At 57.1% G+C, this 18,080-nt stretch carries 16 protein-coding genes and 1 riboswitch; of the genes, 11 read left to right on the forward strand and 5 right to left on the reverse strand.

Going from position 1 to position 18,080, the window contains the following annotated elements; genetic code table 11:
• The first annotated feature begins 120 nt into the window (after positions 1-120).
• On the forward strand, positions 121-1,464 hold the full coding sequence (locus BG52_RS02620) for a TrkH family potassium uptake protein (protein ID WP_036584812.1): 1,344 nt from the start codon (positions 121-123) through the stop codon (positions 1,462-1,464).
• A gap of 17 nt (positions 1,465-1,481) precedes the next feature.
• On the forward strand, positions 1,482-2,153 hold the full coding sequence (locus BG52_RS02625) for a potassium channel family protein (RefSeq protein ID WP_036584810.1): 672 nt from the start codon (positions 1,482-1,484) through the stop codon (positions 2,151-2,153).
• A gap of 104 nt (positions 2,154-2,257) precedes the next feature.
• Here the strand turns inward: BG52_RS02625 and BG52_RS02630 are convergent, their stop codons facing one another.
• Positions 2,258-3,160, reverse strand: coding sequence for a LysR family transcriptional regulator (locus BG52_RS02630; protein WP_036584808.1), 903 nt, complete (start codon positions 3,158-3,160; stop codon positions 2,258-2,260).
• Positions 3,161-3,354: 194 nt separating this feature from the next.
• On the opposite strand from BG52_RS02630, the gene BG52_RS02635 reads away from it, so the two are divergent.
• The 5 genes from BG52_RS02635 to BG52_RS02655 all read left to right on the forward strand — a co-directional run bounded on the left by BG52_RS02635 (position 3,355) and on the right by BG52_RS02655 (position 10,106).
• Complete coding sequence (locus tag BG52_RS02635; protein ID WP_036584806.1) at positions 3,355-4,035, forward strand: succinate dehydrogenase cytochrome b558 subunit; 681 nt, start codon at positions 3,355-3,357, stop codon at positions 4,033-4,035.
• A gap of 24 nt (positions 4,036-4,059) precedes the next feature.
• Positions 4,060-5,817: a succinate dehydrogenase flavoprotein subunit gene (sdhA, locus tag BG52_RS02640; RefSeq protein ID WP_036584804.1), complete on the forward strand. Its 1,758-nt coding sequence runs from the start codon at positions 4,060-4,062 to the stop codon at positions 5,815-5,817.
• Positions 5,818-5,819: 2 nt separating this feature from the next.
• Positions 5,820-6,596 (forward strand): succinate dehydrogenase iron-sulfur subunit, encoded by a 777-nt coding sequence (sdhB, locus tag BG52_RS02645; RefSeq protein WP_036584802.1) that lies wholly within the window; start codon positions 5,820-5,822, stop codon positions 6,594-6,596.
• 272 nt (positions 6,597-6,868) lie between these two features.
• The gene (gene glpK / locus BG52_RS02650; protein ID WP_036584799.1) at positions 6,869-8,371 is read left to right on the forward strand and encodes a glycerol kinase GlpK; all 1,503 of its coding nucleotides are present in this window, start codon (positions 6,869-6,871) and stop codon (positions 8,369-8,371) included.
• A 58-nt stretch (positions 8,372-8,429) separates the two neighbouring features.
• Positions 8,430-10,106 carry a glycerol-3-phosphate dehydrogenase/oxidase gene (locus BG52_RS02655; RefSeq protein ID WP_036584797.1) on the forward strand — a complete coding sequence of 559 codons (1,677 nt, stop codon included), beginning with the start codon at positions 8,430-8,432 and terminating at the stop codon, positions 10,104-10,106.
• A gap of 74 nt (positions 10,107-10,180) precedes the next feature.
• Here BG52_RS02655 and BG52_RS02660 read toward each other — a convergent pair whose 3' ends face one another.
• Positions 10,181-10,489 (reverse strand): winged helix-turn-helix transcriptional regulator, encoded by a 309-nt coding sequence (locus BG52_RS02660; protein ID WP_036584795.1) that lies wholly within the window; start codon positions 10,487-10,489, stop codon positions 10,181-10,183.
• A gap of 259 nt (positions 10,490-10,748) precedes the next feature.
• On the opposite strand from BG52_RS02660, the gene BG52_RS15570 reads away from it, so the two are divergent.
• The gene (locus tag BG52_RS15570) at positions 10,749-10,901 is read left to right on the forward strand and encodes a hypothetical protein (RefSeq protein ID WP_317628059.1); all 153 of its coding nucleotides are present in this window, start codon (positions 10,749-10,751) and stop codon (positions 10,899-10,901) included.
• A gap of 344 nt (positions 10,902-11,245) precedes the next feature.
• On the opposite strand, the gene BG52_RS02665 is transcribed toward BG52_RS15570, so the two are convergent.
• From BG52_RS02665 to corA, 3 genes are all read right to left on the reverse strand, one after another.
• Entirely contained in the window at positions 11,246-12,055 is an 810-nt protein-coding gene (locus tag BG52_RS02665; protein WP_036584794.1) for a histidinol-phosphatase, read from the reverse strand.
• Between the two features lie 32 nt (positions 12,056-12,087).
• Complete coding sequence (locus BG52_RS02670; RefSeq protein WP_036584792.1) at positions 12,088-12,990, reverse strand: LysR family transcriptional regulator; 903 nt, start codon at positions 12,988-12,990, stop codon at positions 12,088-12,090.
• 561 nt (positions 12,991-13,551) lie between these two features.
• Positions 13,552-14,487, reverse strand: coding sequence for a magnesium/cobalt transporter CorA (gene corA / locus BG52_RS02675; protein WP_036584790.1), 936 nt, complete (start codon positions 14,485-14,487; stop codon positions 13,552-13,554).
• Positions 14,488-14,970: 483 nt separating this feature from the next.
• Positions 14,971-15,074: riboswitch (SAM riboswitch) on the forward strand.
• Positions 15,075-15,184: 110 nt separating this feature from the next.
• Here corA and metA point away from each other — a divergent pair.
• The 3 genes from metA to BG52_RS02690 form a co-directional block, all read left to right on the forward strand.
• The gene (gene metA, locus BG52_RS02680; RefSeq protein ID WP_036584788.1) at positions 15,185-16,102 is read left to right on the forward strand and encodes a homoserine O-acetyltransferase MetA; all 918 of its coding nucleotides are present in this window, start codon (positions 15,185-15,187) and stop codon (positions 16,100-16,102) included.
• Between the two features lie 63 nt (positions 16,103-16,165).
• The gene (locus tag BG52_RS02685) at positions 16,166-17,323 is read left to right on the forward strand and encodes a PLP-dependent transferase (RefSeq protein ID WP_036584786.1); all 1,158 of its coding nucleotides are present in this window, start codon (positions 16,166-16,168) and stop codon (positions 17,321-17,323) included.
• A 6-nt stretch (positions 17,324-17,329) separates the two neighbouring features.
• On the forward strand, positions 17,330-18,080 hold a 751-nt coding region (locus BG52_RS02690; protein WP_036666799.1), incomplete at its 3' end, for a MalY/PatB family protein.

Below are 18,080 nucleotides of genomic sequence, written 5' to 3' on the forward strand. Positions count from 1 at the left end.
AACGGCCGACGATCCGACTATAATCAAAGGCGGTGGCTTTCTTATGAAAAATTACGCATACGGCATTGGGTTCCCAGTGCCTTTTTTTCTTGCTTTATTTTGCATTTCGGGCCAGGAGTGATGGTTGTGCTCAAACGTTTATTCTCGATATCCGGTTGGTCGCCGCCGCGTATTCTGGTGACGGGGTTTGCTTTGATCGTTCTGCTCGGCGGCCTGCTGCTATCCATGCCCTTCGCTACCGCCGACGGTCAGGGGCAGCGATACCTGCACGGCGTATTTGAGGCGACGTCGGCTACAACCGTAACCGGGCTGGTGCTTGTCGATACGGGCACCTTCTACAGTATGCCTGGCCAGATCATCCTTATGCTCCTTATTCAGATCGGCGGTATCGGTTTCATGACGATGGCTACGCTGTTCGCCCTGGTGCTGAGGCGCAAAATTTCGCTCCGGGAGCGTCTGATTCTGCAGGAGGCGATGAATCAGAGCAGCATGGAGGGCATCGTCCGGCTGATTCGCCGGGTGGTGTTCTACTCGCTGGCGATCGAGGCGGCCGGCATGCTCCTGTTTACGGCCCGCTTCGTGGTTGACATGCCGCTCGCGCAAGCGGCTTATTACGGATTATTCCATTCCGTATCGCTGTTCAACAACGCCGGCTTCGATATCTTCGGCGATTTCCGCAGCTTTACGCCTTACGTGGACGACCCTGTTGTAAACCTGATCTCGATCGGGTTAATCATACTTGGGGGGTTAGGCTTCATCGTATTGTCGGATCTGCTGGATTACCGGAAGACAAGGCGGCTGACACTGCATTCCAAAGTCGTGCTGTCGATGTCGGCGGCCCTTATCGTAATCGGCACCGCGGTCATCTTCATTTTCGAATATACGAAGACGCTTTATCCGCTCGGGTGGGACGGCAAAATCTGGGCCTCCTTGTTTCAATCGGTATCGGCCAGATCCGCCGGCTCCAACACGCTCGTCGTCGCAGAGCTTCGACAGGCGACGCAATTTTTCATCGTGATGCTGATGTTTATCGGCGCATCGCCGGGGTCCGCCGGAGGAGGGATCAAGACGACCACGTTTACAGTGCTGATCGGAGCCGTGCTCGCGATGATCCGCGGCAAGGAAGATATCGTGCTGTTCAAGCAGCGCCTTGCCCGGGAGCGGATCTACAAAGCCTTGACGATTACGATGCTGTCGCTCGCGCTCGTCATCACCGTTACGATGATCCTGTCGGCGGTTGAGGATCGGCAGTTCATCCGGCTGCTGTTCGAGACGGTGTCCGCTTTCTCGACTGCCGGCCTGGATACCGGTCTGACGCGGCAATTGAGCGATTTCGGGAAGACCGTAATCTGCCTGACGATGTTCATCGGCCGTGTCGGTCCGCTGACGCTTGCTTACGCGCTCGGTCCGCGCACGGAAAAAGAACTGTACCGCCACCCGGAAGGCAAAATGATTATCGGATAGAATGGAGATCGGACAACGTGAAAAAGAACCAATTTGTCATCATCGGCATGGGCAGGTTCGGCTCGAGCCTCGGCAAAGAACTGATCGAGCTCGGCTATGAGGTGCTCGGCATCGATATGGATGAAGAAATCGTCAATGAGATGAGCCATGCGCTCACGCACACCGTAGCGGCAGACTCGACCGACGAGGAAGCGCTGCGTTCGCTCGGCGTCCGCAATTTCGACTGCGGCGTCGTGGCGATCGGCGACGATATTCAGGCCAGCATTCTGACGGCCATTCTGCTCAAGGATTTGGGCGTGAAGCAGGTGGTCGCCAAAGCGATGAGCGAACTGCACGGCCGCGTACTGGAGAAAATAGGCGTCGACCGCGTCATTTATCCCGAGCGCGACATGGGTGTGCGCGTCGCGCATCAGCTCGTATCGCCGAACCTGCTCGATTACATTGAGCTGTCCAAAGATTACACGATTGCGGAGCTGGCCGTGCCGAAATGCCTGGACGGCATGTCTTTGCAGGAGTTGAATCCGCGCGCCAAATTCGGATGCAGCATCGTCGCGATCAACAAATCTAACGGCGTCATCATTGCGCCTACCGCTGCGGATACGCTCCAGGAGAAGGACATCATGGTCGTCATCGGAACGAATCACCAAATTGATGCGTTTGAGGGCTCCGTGACGGCCAAATCGCGTTAGTCCATATTCATGCCGTACCATTCTCGATTGCGCACGATTCCAGCCGCCGGAGCGTCGCCTGCGGCTTTTACGCATGGCATGTGGCGGGAACCGCGGAAAATCCTCTACTTGCCGCGCGCAAAAAACGCGGCGATCGCCTCGACCCACAATTTGACGGACGGGTTCATCCGATCCGGCCCGGGATGAATGAGCGATGTGGTCCGTTTCGTCTCCTCCAGCTCCCTGACGGGGACGACTGTCAGGTCGTTGTCTTCCAGCAGCCGGTCGCGGATGTAGGACTTCGGGAGCAGTGTGCCCGCCCGGCAGGTGTGCATCAGTCGGAGGATCGCTTCGAACGAATCGATCTCCATCCGCACGTCCGGCTTCAGCTCGTATTTGGCGAACAGCTCGTCCGTGAGAATCCGGTACCAAGTGCCTTTGGCGAACAGGATCATCGGCAGGCCGTTCAGATCGGCGATGCTCATGGCCCCGGGGGCGGCATCGGTTACGTAGTGCCCGCGGGGCAGTGCAAGCTCCAGATGATCGTCGAATAGCGGCACGCAAAACAGCGCGGGATCGTCGATACGGGAGGCGACGATGCCGATATCGGCTTTGCTGTCGCGAACGAGCGAGACGATTTCATGCGTTTTGCCGGTGACGGCTTTAATATCGACCTCGGGATGCGATTCGGTCATCATCTGGATGAGATCGGGCAACGTCGTCTGGAGGGTCGTGAGGCTCGCGCCGATCAGAATCGAGGTCCGCCCCGGCGCGCCGTCTCCGCTGATCGTCTGCAGGAAGCGGAAATGGCGCCGCCGCGTCTCTAGCGCATAATCGTAAGTCAATTGGCCAACCCGCGTCAGCTCCAGGCGTTTGCCGACCCGTCTGAACAGGAGAACCCCGAGATCCTCCTCAAGCTTTGCCAGTTTGCGCGAAAGCGCCGGTTGTGACAGATTTAACAGCGTGGATGCCTTGTTCAGGCTTGACTGCTCGACGACTGTGGCGAAAAAGTGAAGCTCCTCCAGCATAACGGCCTCCTATATACGTAAAAGTTATAAGTTATTATAATAAATCGGCAATACCATTATAAGCGAAAAAGGAGTAGCATGAGAACTGTGGCATTTTTGTGTCGAACCTTGCATTGACGGTCCCGGGGTGCGGGAGTAAAATGTAAGATGGCTTACAGACGCTTGTCCAGTCGGGAAAGGAGAACGCTTACGTTATGAAAGGAAATTCGTATTACTCGCGCCGCATTCATTCGCTCCTCGGAGTGATCCCGCTCAGTATGTTCATCATCAGCCATATGCTGACGAACTTCTCGGCGGTTGAGGGAGGGGCGGAAGGCTTTAAGGCCGCCGTGAAATTTATTAACGGCTTGCCGATCGTGCTTGTGCTTGAAATTGTCGGCATCTGGCTGCCGCTGTTATTCCACGGCATTTACGGCTTGTATATCGCCTATCAATCGAACATCAACACCGGCCAGTTCCAATACGGCCGCAACTGGGCGTTCGCGCTGCAGCGGATTTCAGGGGTCATCACGTTCATTTTCGTGGCGTGGCATGTTTATCAGACGCGGATACAGGTGCTCCTCGGCAATATTTCGTACGGAGATCTCGGCGCGACGATGAATGCCATCGTGACCAACAACCTGTACTTCTTTTTTTACATGATCGGCGTGGTCGCTTCGATGTTCCATTTCTCCAACGGCATGTGGGCGTTCCTCGTTAGCTGGGGCATCACGGTCGGGCCGAGGGCGCAGCGTTTTTCTTCCTATGTATGGATGATTGTGTTTGTGATCGCAACCGGCATGTTCATGGCATCGCTGCTGGCTTTCCGGGGCGATGAATTTAAGGATGCGAGCGCGGCCGTCGAGACGCTGCGGACACTCGCCAATATTGGATAGTCTGCGAATAAGGAGCGAATCGAAATGGCTAAAAATAAAATCATCGTCGTAGGCGGCGGTCTTGCCGGTCTAATGGCTACCATTAAAGCCGCGGAAGCGGGCATGCACGTCGATTTGTTCTCCGTCGTGCCGGTCAAGCGCTCCCACTCGGTGTGCGCGCAAGGCGGCATTAACGGAGCGGTCAATACGAAGGGCGAAGGCGACTCCCCGTGGGAGCACTTTGACGATACGATCTACGGCGGGGACTTCCTCGCCAACCAACCGCCTGTTAAAGCGATGTGCGAAGCGGCGCCGGGCATCATTCACCTGATGGACCGGATGGGCGTTATGTTCAACCGGACGCCCGAAGGGCTGCTCGATTTCCGCCGGTTCGGCGGCACGAAGCATCACCGCACGGCATTTGCGGGCGCGACCACCGGCCAGCAGCTGCTGTATGCGCTGGACGAGCAGGTCCGCCGTTGGGAGACGGCAGGTCTGGTCACCAAATACGAGCATTGGGAATTCCTTGGCGCCGTGCTGGACGACGACGGCGTATGCCGCGGCGTTTCCGCGCAGGATCTGCGCTCGATGGAGGTTCATACGGTGGCGGCGGACGCGGTCATTCTGGCGACAGGCGGCCCCGGCATCATTTTCGGCAAAACGACGAACTCCGTCATCAACACGGGGACGGCGGCAAGCGCCGTGTATCAGCAGGGCGTCCATTACGCGAACGGCGAATTCATCCAGATTCACCCGACCGCGATTCCCGGCGACGACAAGCTGCGCCTGATGTCCGAATCGGCGCGAGGCGAAGGCGGCCGCGTCTGGACGTACAAGGACGGCAAGCCGTGGTACTTCCTTGAGGAGAAATATCCGGCGTACGGCAACCTCGTGCCGCGCGATATCGCGACCCGCGAAATTTTCGCCGTATGCGTCGACATGAAGCTTGGCGTGAACGGCGAGAACATGGTTTATCTCGACCTGTCGCACAAGGATCCGAAGGAGCTGGACGTGAAACTCGGCGGCATCATCGAAATTTACGAGAAATTCATGGGCGACGACCCGCGGAAGATTCCGATGAAAATTTTCCCGGCCGTGCACTATTCGATGGGCGGCATGTGGGTCGACTACAACCAGATGACGAACGTTCCCGGTCTGTTTGCGGCCGGCGAGTGCGAATATCAATACCACGGCGCGAACCGCCTCGGCGCGAACTCGCTCGTATCGGCGATTTACGGCGGCATGATGGCCGGACCGAAAGCGGTCGAATACATCAAAGGGCTGACGAAGTCGGCCGAAGACATCTCATCGTCGGTATTCGACCGCGAGAAGCAGCGCCACACCGCGAAATACGAGTCGATTATCGGGATGAACGGCACCGAGAACGCATATGTGCTGCATAAAGAGCTCGGCGAGTGGATGACGAACAACATGACCGTCGTGCGCTACAACAACAAGCTGCAGGAGACGATCGACAAGATTAAGGAACTGAAGCAGCGCTATGCGAAGATCAACATCAACGATACGGCGCGCTGGAACAATACCGGCGCCGCCTTTACCCGCCAGCTGTGGAACATGCTGGAGCTTGCCGAAGCCATGACGCTCGGCGGCCTGCTCCGGAACGAAAGCCGCGGCGCGCATTACAAGCCGGAGTTCCCGGAGCGCAACGACGACGAGTTCATGAAGACGACGAAGGCGACCTGGACGCCGGACGGCCCGAAAATCAGCTACGAGGACATCGACGTCTCGCTGATCAAGCCGCGTAAACGCGACTATTCGAGCGACAAGAAGAAAGGAGAATAACGATGGCGGAGACAACTACGGCTACGGCTGCGGCCGGCAAAACGATCAAGTTCATTATCACCCGTCAGGACAGTCCCGATGCCGCTCCTTACACGGAAACGTTCGAAGTGCCTTACCGCGCGAACATGAACGTCATCAGCGCGCTTATGGAGATTCAGCGCAGCCCGTTGAACGCCGAGGGCAAGCAAACCGCGCCGGTCTGCTGGGAATCCAACTGTCTGGAGGAAGTGTGCGGCGCCTGCTCGATGATCATCAACGGCAAGCCGCGCCAGGCCTGCTCGGCGCTGATCGATAAGCTCGAGCAGCCGATCCGGCTAGAGCCGATGCGCACGTTCCCGGTCGTTCGCGATCTGGTCATCAACCGCGAGCGCATGTTCAATGCGTTGAAGCGCGTGAAGGCGTGGATTCCGATCGATGGCACGTACGATCTGGGCCCGGGACCGCGCATGGCGGAGACGAAGCGCCAATGGGCGTACGAGCTGTCCAAGTGCATGACCTGCGGCGTCTGCCTCGAAGCCTGCCCGAACGTGAACGACCGGACGAGCTTTATCGGACCAGCGGCGATTTCGCAGGTACGGCTGTTCAACGCTCATCCGACGGGCGAGATGAACAAGGAAGAACGTCTCGAGACGCTGATGGAAGACGGCGGCATCGAGGGCTGCGGCAACTCGCAGAACTGCGTGCGCGCATGCCCGAAGGGCATTCCATTGACGACCTCGATCGCAGCAATCAACAAGGATACGACAAAGCATATGTTCAAGCAATGGCTCGGTATGTAATAACGAAGTCGGCTCCAGCTTGGCAACTCAAGCTACAGCGATTCAAGAGTGATAGATGAACGCTGCAACAGGGCGCCCGGACACTGTCCGGGCGTTTTTGCGCGCTTTTCAGCGTGCCGCATGCTCGACGACCGGATGTCGACCTGCTAGGGGCCGTTTTCCATCTTCACATCGCGAACAATTCATTGAAAGGGTTTACAGATCCGGTTTGATCCGGTATATATGAGAATATCGATTGGTTTTTACGAGGTTCGCGGACGGAGGTCTGACAGATGGATAAAAAATATGTGCTGGCGCTCGATCAGGGGACTACCAGCTCAAGGGCGATCCTGTTCGGCAAGGCTGGCGGCATCGTGGCGATCGCGCAGAAGGCATTAACGCAGTTCTATCCCCAGCCCGGCTGGGTCGAGCATGACGCAATGGAAATATGGGCGACGCAGAGTGGGGTAGCCCGCGAGGTGCTGGAGCGCGTCGGCGTCCGTCCGCAGGAAATTGCCTCGATCGGTATTACTAACCAGCGGGAAACGGTTGTGATTTGGGATAAGCACACCGGCAAGCCAATCCATCATGCTATCGTGTGGCAGGACCGGCGGACGGCCGGCATTTGCGACGACTTGAAGCAGCGCGGGCTGGAGACGTACATCAAGGAAAATACGGGCCTTGTCGCAGACGCCTATTTCTCGGGCACCAAGATCAAATGGCTGCTGGATAACGTGCCGGGCGCGCGTGAAAGGGCCGAGCGGGGGGAGCTGCTTTTCGGAACGGTCGATACGTGGCTGATCTGGAACCTGACCCGGGGCCGGGAGCACGCGACCGATTATTCCAATGCGTCCCGGACGCTGCTCTACAATATCAAGGCGCTTCAATGGGATGAAAAGCTGCTGAAGGAGCTGGACATCCCCGCCTCCATGCTGCCGGAGGTGAAGCCTTCGTCGGGCCCGTTCGGCTTGACAGATGAACACACGTTCGGCGGGGCGGAAATTCCGATCACAGGGGTTGCCGGCGATCAGCAGGCGGCGCTGTTCGGCCAAACCTGCTTCGCGTCCGGTATGGCCAAAAACACCTACGGCACCGGCTGCTTCATGCTGATGAACACCGGCGAGCGCGCCGTCGCTTCCAAGTGCGGCCTTTTGACTACGATTGCGTGGGGCATTGACGGCAAGGTGGAATATGCTCTGGAAGGCAGCATTTTCATCGCGGGGGCAGCCGTGCAGTGGCTTCGCGACGGCCTTAAGCTCATCGATTCGGCGGCGGATTCCGAATACTATGCGAGTACGGTTAAGGATACGGGCGGCGTTTACGTCGTGCCGGCCTTCGCCGGACTTGGCGCGCCCTATTGGGACATGTATGCAAGAGGCGCGATCTTCGGTTTGACGCGCGGCTCGGGCAAAGGCCATCTCGTGCGCGCGACGTTGAACTCGCTGGCCTATCAAACGAAGGATGTGCTGCGCGCGATGGAGAGCGATTCCGGGCTCCGGCTGCAATCGCTTCGAGTGGACGGAGGCGCCACTGCCAACAACCTGCTGATGCAGTTCCAGGCGGACATTCTCGGCGTTGATGTATGCAGGCCGCAGGTGACGGAAACGACGGCGCTCGGAGCCGCCTATCTGGCAGGGCTCGCCGTTGGCTTCTGGGACCGATCGGAGCTGATGTCCAATTCAACGACGGATACCCGGTTCGCTCCCCATATGGAGGAAGCCGTCCGCACGAAGCTGTATAACGGCTGGAAGAAAGCGGTCAAGCGGACAATGGAATGGGAAAAGGAAGAGGAGTAACGGCGCGCTGCGCCATATCACGCCAACTGACGCTTACCGCGGTAAGGAGAGACTTTTTATGAACGAGCTGCCGTTTGCTGCAACCGAACGAACGTCTACACTGAAACGTATGTCGGAGCATCCGCTCGATTTGCTGGTCATCGGCGGAGGCATCACAGGCGCCGGCATTGCGCTGGATGCGGCATCGCGCGGCCTGCGCGTCGGTCTGGTGGAAAAGCAGGATTTCGCCGCAGGCACGAGCAGCCGGTCCACGAAGCTGATCCATGGCGGCCTGAGATACTTGAAGCAGGGCGAAATCAGGCTGGTGCGAGAGGTTGGCCGCGAGCGGGCGATTTTATACAGAAATGCGCCGCACCTTGTGATTCCGGAGAAAATGCTGCTGCCGCTCGTCGAGCGCGGCACCTATGGCAAGTGGGCGACCTCCGTCGGGCTGTGGATTTACGACCGTTTGGCCGGTGTCGGCCGGAAGGAACGGCGCGTCATGCTGAGCAAACAGCGGACGGAGCATGTCGAGCCGCTGCTGCGGCGCGATATTTTGAGGGGGGCCGGCCTGTATATCGAATACCGGACCGATGATGCCCGCTTGACGATCGAGGTGATGAAAACGGCCGGCCGGCTTGGCGCGTTGTGCGTCAATTACGCCGAAGCGACCGGGCTGGTTTACGAGGACGGCAAGCTGACGGGGGCCGACGTAACCGATCTCATCACCGGAGGCTCCCATCGCATTTCGGCGGCCAAAGTGGTCAATGCGGCGGGCCCGTGGGCGGATCAACTGCGGGCCGAGGATAAGTCGTTATCGGGCAAACGTCTCCATCTGACCAAAGGCGTTCATCTGGTCGTCCCGCACGAGAAGCTGCCGCTCAAGCAATCGGTCTATTTCGACGTGCCGGACGGACGCATGATTTTTGCGATTCCGCGCGGCCGCGCCGTCTACGTCGGCACCACCGATACGAATTACGAGGGCAATCTGGAGGCGCCCGTGCTCACACAGGCCGATGCGGCCTACCTTTTGAACGCCGTAAACCATATGTTCCCCGAGGCGAAGCTGCAGCAAAAGGACATTGAATCGGGCTGGGCGGGACTCCGGCCGTTGATCCATCAGGAGGGCAAGTCGCCGTCCGAGCTGTCGCGGAAGGACGAAATTTTTTTGTCGCCATCCGGTCTTATTACGATTGCGGGCGGCAAGCTGACCGGTTACCGGAAAATGGCGGAGCGCGTCGTGGATCTGGTTGCCGGACAGCTGCGGCAGGAGTACGGAAAGGTGTTCAAAGATTGCCATACGGATACAATCGTGCTGGCGGGTGGTGAATTCGGCTCCGCAGAAGCGATCCCTTCGTTTATTGACGGTTTATGCGATTCGGATATCGGCCGCACTGCGGGAAGGAAGCGTGTAGAAGCGCTCGTTTATAAATACGGGACGAATGCCAAGGAAGTGCTGCGGCGTGCCGAAGAGAGCCCGCCGGGGCTTGTCGGAACGCCGTCGGATCCCGATACGACGCTGCTGCTCGCGGAGGCCGACTATTGCATGACGGACGAAATGTGCACCGGCCTGGATGATTTTTTCGTCCGCAGAACGGGGATGCTGCTGTTCGACCGCCACGCGGTCGCTGCGGGGCTCGAGCTTGTAGGCGAATGGATGGCTGCTCGGCTGCAATGGGGAGAAGACCGGAAGCGCCGGTTATTTGCCAGCTTCCGGGAGGAGAGCGCCGCGGCGGCAACGATTCACGAGGCATAGCGGCATGAAAAAAGACTGCGTAAGCGCTTGGCGCCTACGCAGTCTTTTATTTTGTACGGAGCGGCGCGGACGGCTTACATCCACGCCTCGCCCCATTCCTGGATGGATTCGATTACGGGCTCGAGTCCGAGTCCCTTTTTGGTCAATTCGTATTCGATCCGTACCGGCATTTCCGGGTAGACATTGCGCTTCACAACATCAAGAACCTCGAGCTCCTTCATGCGGTCGGTCAGCATTTTGTCGCTCATCTCCGGGATCTGCTCCTTGATCTCCTTGAACCTTTTCGGTCCGCCGAGCAAGACGCGGATGATGAGTCCCGTCCATTTTTTGCCGAGCAGTTCAGCAGCGGATTCGTATTTTGGGCACATTTTTGAGTAGTCCACCGGTTTCACCCCACTTTAAGTAACTATATTGTATCACGCAGGGTCATAAAAAGTAAGAAAAAAAACGACAATTCCGGCACGAATATAAAAATAATAATATACTTTACTAAAGTAAGTATATTATTATAATATTGCGTTTTCCGGTGCCGGCGATTACTCGCTTGACGCGCTCCGGTCCAATTGATTCGACGGGCTAGAGGATGCGGCGCGGATGAAAATGTGACATACTAAGGATATCGAACGCGGATGAGGTGAACCGATGAGCGAGAATCCGAAGCTGGGCGGGCAGGACGAGCAGTCCTCCGAGCCCCGTAAAGTGTCGCTGGCCGACGCCGTCAAGCGCAAGCTGGCCCGGCAAAAGGCAAGAACAGGCGGCCGCGGCGGGCAAGTCCCGGCAAAGCTTTCAGCCTGACGGTATTCAGAAGATGAAAAGCCAAAAGACGAAAAAAACGAATAACCAAAAGAGACGGACGGGCGTATAGCCCGTCTTTTCTCATCCGCGGAGTAAACAGTCAGCTGTAAGGTTAGCGACTCATTCTCCCGCCGGAACTGCCGGCCGTACTCTCCATGCAGATGAAGGACGGCATTTGTTACACAATTGAAATGGTTCTGTTATGGTACCTTCACATTGGTGGGCTATTATAATAAGCAAGACCCCCTTTTTTATATACCTTATTGGGACCCGACCGCTCGCGGCAGGGTCCATTTTTTTATCGAATAAAGGATGTAAAACAATATAAAATGGGGCTCCCGCGGTTACAGCGGAACCGTCACCGGACGTTTCTGACGGTAAAACACCCAGTGGCGGAATCCGATCTCCTTGAGCCGTTGCCGGACCAGTTCCCAATCCTCGCCGACGCGTCCCGGATGATGCGCATCCGAGCCGAACGTGACGTCGACGCCAAAATGAAGCGCGCGCTCCAGAATTGCATCGGCCGGATACCAGCCGCCGCAGTCCTTCGTCGAGCCCGACGTATTGATTTCGATGGCGATGCGGTTGTCCGCAGCCGCCTTCAGGGCGTCGTCGACCGCATCGTGCGCGGCGATATCGGAGAAGGCGGGATAATAGCCCTTCATCGCGTCGATATGACCGAGAACCTGGAAAATTCCGCTTCGCGCCGACTGCTCGATCAGCCGGTAATAGCTCGTTTTATCCTCCACATGTCTGTTCTCCGACAGCCCCTTCCACCGGTTCCGGTTGAAAATGCTGACCCCGCCCACCTGATGCACCGATCCGATGATGTAATCGAACGGATACACCTCGTAAGCGGTCCGGTAAACATGGGCGTGCTCCGGGAAAAAATCGGATTCGACACCGAGCAGCACCTCGATCCGGTCCTTGTATTTTTCCTTCAAGCCCAGAATCTCGTGCACATAGTCCGCGAATTCGCTTCGCGCCATTGCAATCCGCGGCTGAGGACGGTCCAGTTCGTGCGCGAAATAAGGGGAATGGTCCGATATGCCAATTGCGGTCAAGCCTGCTTCAATCGCCGATTTGATATAGTCCTCGATCGTGCCCTCCGCGTGGCCGCACCGCAAATGGTGGGTGTGCAGGTCGAATTTCATACGGCTGCCGCCTCCTCCTATATGCTCGAAGCCTATTCGCTGCTGACGAATTGGTGCTCCGGCATGCCTTTCAAATCGCTTAGAAACTGCTGCATCGCCGAATTCAAATATCTGCCCGATTTGTAAATGAGGCCGACCGGATGGGTCGCTTCGAGCTCGGGAACCTTGATCATTTGCAGCGAGCCCCGCTTAAGCTCGCCCGCGATGGACAGCTTGGAGACGATGGCCGCCCCGAGATTGATCTCGACCATCCGCTTGACTTCCTCGCTGCTGGTCAGCTCCATGACGATATTCGGCTGGATGTCGTATTTGCGGAACAGCTGGTCCACGAACCTTCTTGCCAGCGTATCGGGGGAAAGCATGATGAACGGAATGTCCTTTAGTTTGTCCACGGTCGTATGCTTCGAACCGCCAAGCGGATGGTCCGGAGAGACGATGAGCTCGAATGTATCGTAATAGAGCGCGGACGACAATAAATTCGGATTGCGTTCGGATAGATAGGTTATTCCGATATCTATTGTATTGTTCTCAACGCTAGCCATGACGACCGAGGATGGCATGGTATGGATCGTCGTCTTGATCAGCGGGAACTGGTTCTGAAAGTAAGAGAGAACACGCGGCAGTATCTGAATGGCAAAAGACGAGGTCGTGCCGAGCACGATATGGCCTTGCGGCGTTTCGTTCAAGTCGGACAGCTTCTGCTTGAGCTCTTCGACAATGGCGAGAATCCGTTCGGCATGCTCGAGAAAAACCTGGCCGCGGTCGGTCAGCGTCACGGGTTGATTGCGGTCGATCAGCACCGTCTTGAATTCGTCTTCCAGGCTTTTGATCTGCGCGGATACGGCGGGCTGAGTCAAGTTGAGGAGCTCGCCGGCTTTGCGGAAGCTCATCGTCTTGGAGATGGTCAATAGCGTTTCAAGCTGGCTGATATTCAACGTCGTTCACTCCCCTGGCCGCTCGCCTCATGGTTACATCACAACGGCATAGTATTATTATAGGCTATCCGTTTGCTGGCGGCAATTTGGCCGGCGTCTTTGGGCGGACGCGGCAGGATTGGTACGAGGGCTGTCAAATGTTTTCGCTTAGCAACACATCGTTCCGCTTTTGTGACGACGATCCTGGCGGTCATGCCGGTATTTTACGAATCGGTCGCAGGCGGGATAGCGTGGCACCGGCAACGAGGAAATAAGCGACGTCATGCAGGTTAGAGCGTGAAGATGGGCCGGCAACGAGGAAATAAGCGACGTCATGCAGGTTAGAATGTGAAGATGGGCCGGCAACGAGGAAATAAGCGACGTCATGCAGGTTAGNNTGTGAAGATGGGCCGGCAACGAGGAAATAAGCGACGTCATGCAGGTTAGAGCGTGAAGATGGGCCGGCAGCGAGGAAATAAGCGACGTCATGCAGGTTAGAGCGTGCGGTGCCGACAACCATGCACGAAATGAACCCCCCGCGTCTTTCAGACCGCGGGGGGTTATGTGTTCTTGTTGCAATCTTTACAGCCAATCCTTCTTGCGGAAAATGTAGAACATGCCGAAGCCGAGAATCAGCATGAAAGCGAGCAGAACCAAGGATCCGCCGGGCGAATTCAGGCCGGGAATGTAATCGAAGTTCATGCCGTATATCCCGGTCAGAAAGGTGAGCGGCATGAAAATCGTGGTCAACGCGGTGAACACGCGCATGATTTCGTTCGCGCGGGCAGCCAGGCTCGATTGATACGCCTCGCGCAGGTTGCTCATCAGATCGCGGTAGGTCTCGAACGCCTCCGCAATCTTGACCGCGTTCTCATAAATATCGTGAAAATATTTCTGCAGCTGGTCGTCAATCAGCTTGAGGTCGCGCTTGTTGAGGGCGGCAATGACCTCCTTCTGCGGGCCGAGCACCTTTTTCAGCCACAGAATCTCGCCTCGCAAGCCGATGATTTCTTCCAGATGCGACTTCTTTGTGTGCATGAGGATGTCTTCCTCAAGCTTCTCGATGCGGGCGTCGATCCGGTCGCCGACGACGAAATAATTGTCGACCACAAGGTCGACGATATGATAGAGAAACCGGTCGGGCCGGTTGACCTCATGTTCGAGCAGCAGCGGCTTGACCGCGCGCAGCTCGTTGATTTTCTGCTTCGTAACGGTAATGATATAATGGCGCCCAAGAAAAATGTTCAGCGCGCGCAGAAAAATTTCTTCGTCGTCGAACCGGATGCTGTTGATGACGATAAAATAATGGCCGTCGTGCACTTCGATTTTGGGGCGCTGCTCCTCTTCGGTCAGACTGTCCTCCACGGCCAGCTCATGCAGGCCGAAAAGCGGCTGCAGCACCGCCAGATCCTCCACGTCCGCGTCGATCCAATAAAAGCCTTCAATCGGCGGAACCAGTGCGGCCTGAATGTCTTCCTCCACTGTAAATACGCCGTTGTTAACCAGCCGGATTTTCATCCGCGTTCACTCCTCTCACTCGTCCGTGATCCCGCCCAAGGGCGCGGATATCGGTCGGGCGGCAGAGGTCGCGGCGAAATGCGCGGCTGCGCTCACGATAACGGCAAGAGCAGCACGATCATAGCCGGCTTCCGGGCCCGGACGATATCCGATTATCCATCCACTTGCACAAGCAGCCGCCAGGTCTAGATCGGTCGCCTTCCATAATCGCAAGCACTCCTTCGACGTCAATTTTCGGCACCCGCCGGGGGCCAAAGGTGTCAATCCTTGTCTAGTATACTCCCGCCCGTCCACTCCATACAAGCACGAAAACGGGTGCGAACGCTCATCGTCAGTTTATTCCTTCTGCGGGCAAAGGTGACGGTGGAGCGTGCCCCTATCGCTGGCGGCAACAACATGGTGGCGGCAACGGTTCTTGACGAGGGTGACGGAATGCGATACACTAAAACACAACGAAAGTTCACCGACAATTGAATATTTTCTTTCTTATCAAGAGCAGGCGGAGGGACTAGCCCGATGAAGCCCGGCAACCGGCGAAAAGCACGGTGCTAATTCTTGCGGAAACATACGTTTCTGGGAGATGAGAGAGGGACATGCGTGTATTCAACCGACCCTTTCTCTGCTGAGAGAGGGTCTTCTTTTTGCTCTCTCCCGTCGTTAAGTTTATGCAACCATTACTCAGAAGGAGTGAGCCTTAATGCCGATTAAAATCCCGGACAGCTTGCCGGCCAAAGAAATTTTAGCGAATGAGAATATTTTCGTCATGGACGAATCCGTCGCCTATCAACAGGACATCCGTCCGCTCCGCATCGCGATTCTGAATCTGATGCCGACCAAGGAAACGACGGAAACCCAGCTGTTGCGCCTGATCGGAAATACGCCGCTGCAGGTGGAGGTCGTGCTGCTTCATCCGAAGACCCATACGTCCAAAAATACGTCCGCCGATCATCTGGAGTCATTCTATAAAACGTTCGACGAGATCGCCCATCAATATTACGACGGCATGATCATCACCGGCGCGCCGGTCGAGCATCTGCCGTTTGAAGAGGTCACGTATTGGGAAGAGCTGAAGGACATTATGGATTGGTCACGGCGTTCGGTCACATCGACGTTCCACATTTGTTGGGGGGCCCAGGCCGGACTTTATCACCACTACGGCGTTCCGAAATACGACGTGCCCGAGAAAATATTCGGCGTTTTCCCGCACACGCTGGAGAAACGCAACGTGCCGCTGCTGCGCGGCTTCGACGAGCTTTTCTTTGTCCCGCAATCTCGCCATACGGATGTGCTTCGCTCGGATATTGACAAGGTCGCCGATCTTGAGGTGCTCTCGGAGTCGGCGGAGTCCGGCGTTTACCTGGTCGCGTCGAAGGACGGGAAACAAATTTTCGTCACCGGCCATTCGGAGTACGATCCGCTGTCGCTGAAATGGGAGTACGACCGGGACAAGGCCAAGGGGCTGCGGATCCAAGTGCCGAGGAACTATTTTCCGGGCGATGATCCGGCGAAGCATCCGCTGTCCTCGTGGCGCGCGCACGCCAACCTGCTGTTCTCGAACTGGCTGAACTATTATGTGTACCAGCAGACACCGTACGATTTGGGCGCAAACATCTAAGCCGCTGGGCTTATATTGTTTTTGTTTTTTATCTAAACTAAATCGACTAAGGAGCATCCGTTCATGAAAATCGAAAGCCGTTTGGCACAAATCGGTTCGCAAAAGGAACCCGTTACGGGAGCGGTAAGCTTCCCGGTCTATCAGGCTACCGCGTTCCGTCATCCGAAGCTTGGCGAAAGCACGGGCTTCGACTATTCCCGAACGAAAAACCCGACCCGCGCCGTGCTGGAAGCGGCGGCGGCCGAGCTGGAGAGCGGCGACGCCGGGTTTGCCTGCAGCTCCGGCATGGCGGCGCTTCAAACGATCTTTGGGCTGTTCGGCCAAGGCGACCATCTGCTGGTGTCGCTTGATCTGTACGGCGGCACCTACCGGCTGCTGGAGAAAATCATGACGCGCTTCGGCGTGACCGCCTCCTACGTCGATACGAACGATATCGACGGGCTTGAGGCGCTTCGCCTGCCGAACACGAAGGCGATTCTGATCGAAACGCCGACTAACCCGCTCATGATGATTACCGATGTGGAGCGGGTAAGCGCATGGGCCAAAAGCAAGGGGCTGCTCGTCATCGTCGACAATACGCTGCTGACGCCCTTCTTCCAACGCCCGATCGAGCTGGGAGCGGACATCGTCGTCCACAGCGCGACCAAATATTTGGGCGGCCATAACGATGTGCTCGCAGGGCTTATCGTTACGAAGGGCAAGGAGCTGTCCGAGCAGATGTTTTTCCTGCACAATTCGATGGGTGCGGTGCTCGGGCCGCAGGATTCGTGGCTGCTGATGCGCGGCATGAAGACGCTGGCGCTTCGCATGGAACGCCATCAGTACAATGCGACGCGGATCGCCGATTTTCTGCTTGAGCATCCGGCGGTCGAAGAGGTGTATTACCCGGCGCTGCCGCACCACCCGGGACATGATGTCCAGAACCGGCAGTCGTCCGGCAATACCGGCATTTTCTCGTTCCGCCTGAAGGACGCCCGCTATGTCGAGCCGATTCTCCGGCACATCAAGCTGATCGCGTTCGCCGAAAGCCTCGGCGGGGTCGAATCGCTTATGACGTATCCGGCCGTTCAGACGCATGCGGACATCCCGGAGGAGATCAGGCGGCAGATCGGCGTCGACGACCGACTGCTCCGCTTCTCGGTAGGCATTGAGCATGCGGACGATTTGATTGAAGATCTGGCGGGCGCGCTCGAAGCGGCCCAACGGGAAATCGGGGAGTGATCGGATATGACGGGCAAACCATATGATTTTGACCGGGTCGTTCCCCGCGGGGGCACGGCTTCCTATAAGTGGGACCAGTCGGAGAAGCTGTTCGGCCGGGCCGATATTTTACCGCTGTGGGTCGCCGATATGGATTTTGAGCCGCCCCGCGAGGTGGTCGAGGCGATCACGAAGCGGGCGCAGGAAGGCGTCTACGGCTATACGATCCGTACGGATGATTACTATGAGGCGGTGAGCGGCTGGCTGTCCCGTCGCCACAACTGGGCGGTCGAGCATGACTGGATCAGCTCGAGCCCCGGGATCGTGCCGGCGCTGAGCATGATCGTCCAGGTCTTCACGAAGCCGGGAGACGGCATCATTCTGCAATCGCCCGTGTATTATCCGTTCTATGACGTGATCCGGATGAACGGCCGTACGGTGGTGGACAACGCGCTTCAATTGCAGGACGGCCGGTTCACGATGGATTTCGAGCTGCTAGAGCGGCAGGCGGCGGAAGGGGCCAAGCTGCTGCTGCTGTGCTCGCCGCACAATCCGGGCGGCCGCGTCTGGACGCGGGAAGAGCTGGAGCGGCTCGGCGAAATTTGTCTCCGGCACGGCGTTCTGGTGGTGGCCGACGAAATTCACCACGATCTCGTATTCGGCGGACACCGCCATACGCCGTTTGCATCGATTTCGGACGCGTTCGCGCACAATTCCATCACCTGTATCGCGCCGAGCAAGACGTTCAATCTGGCCGGCTTGCAGGCGGCGTCGGTCA

Source organism: Paenibacillus darwinianus (genome assembly GCF_000598065.1).
Taxonomy (GTDB): domain Bacteria; phylum Bacillota; class Bacilli; order Paenibacillales; family Paenibacillaceae; genus Paenibacillus_I; species Paenibacillus_I darwinianus.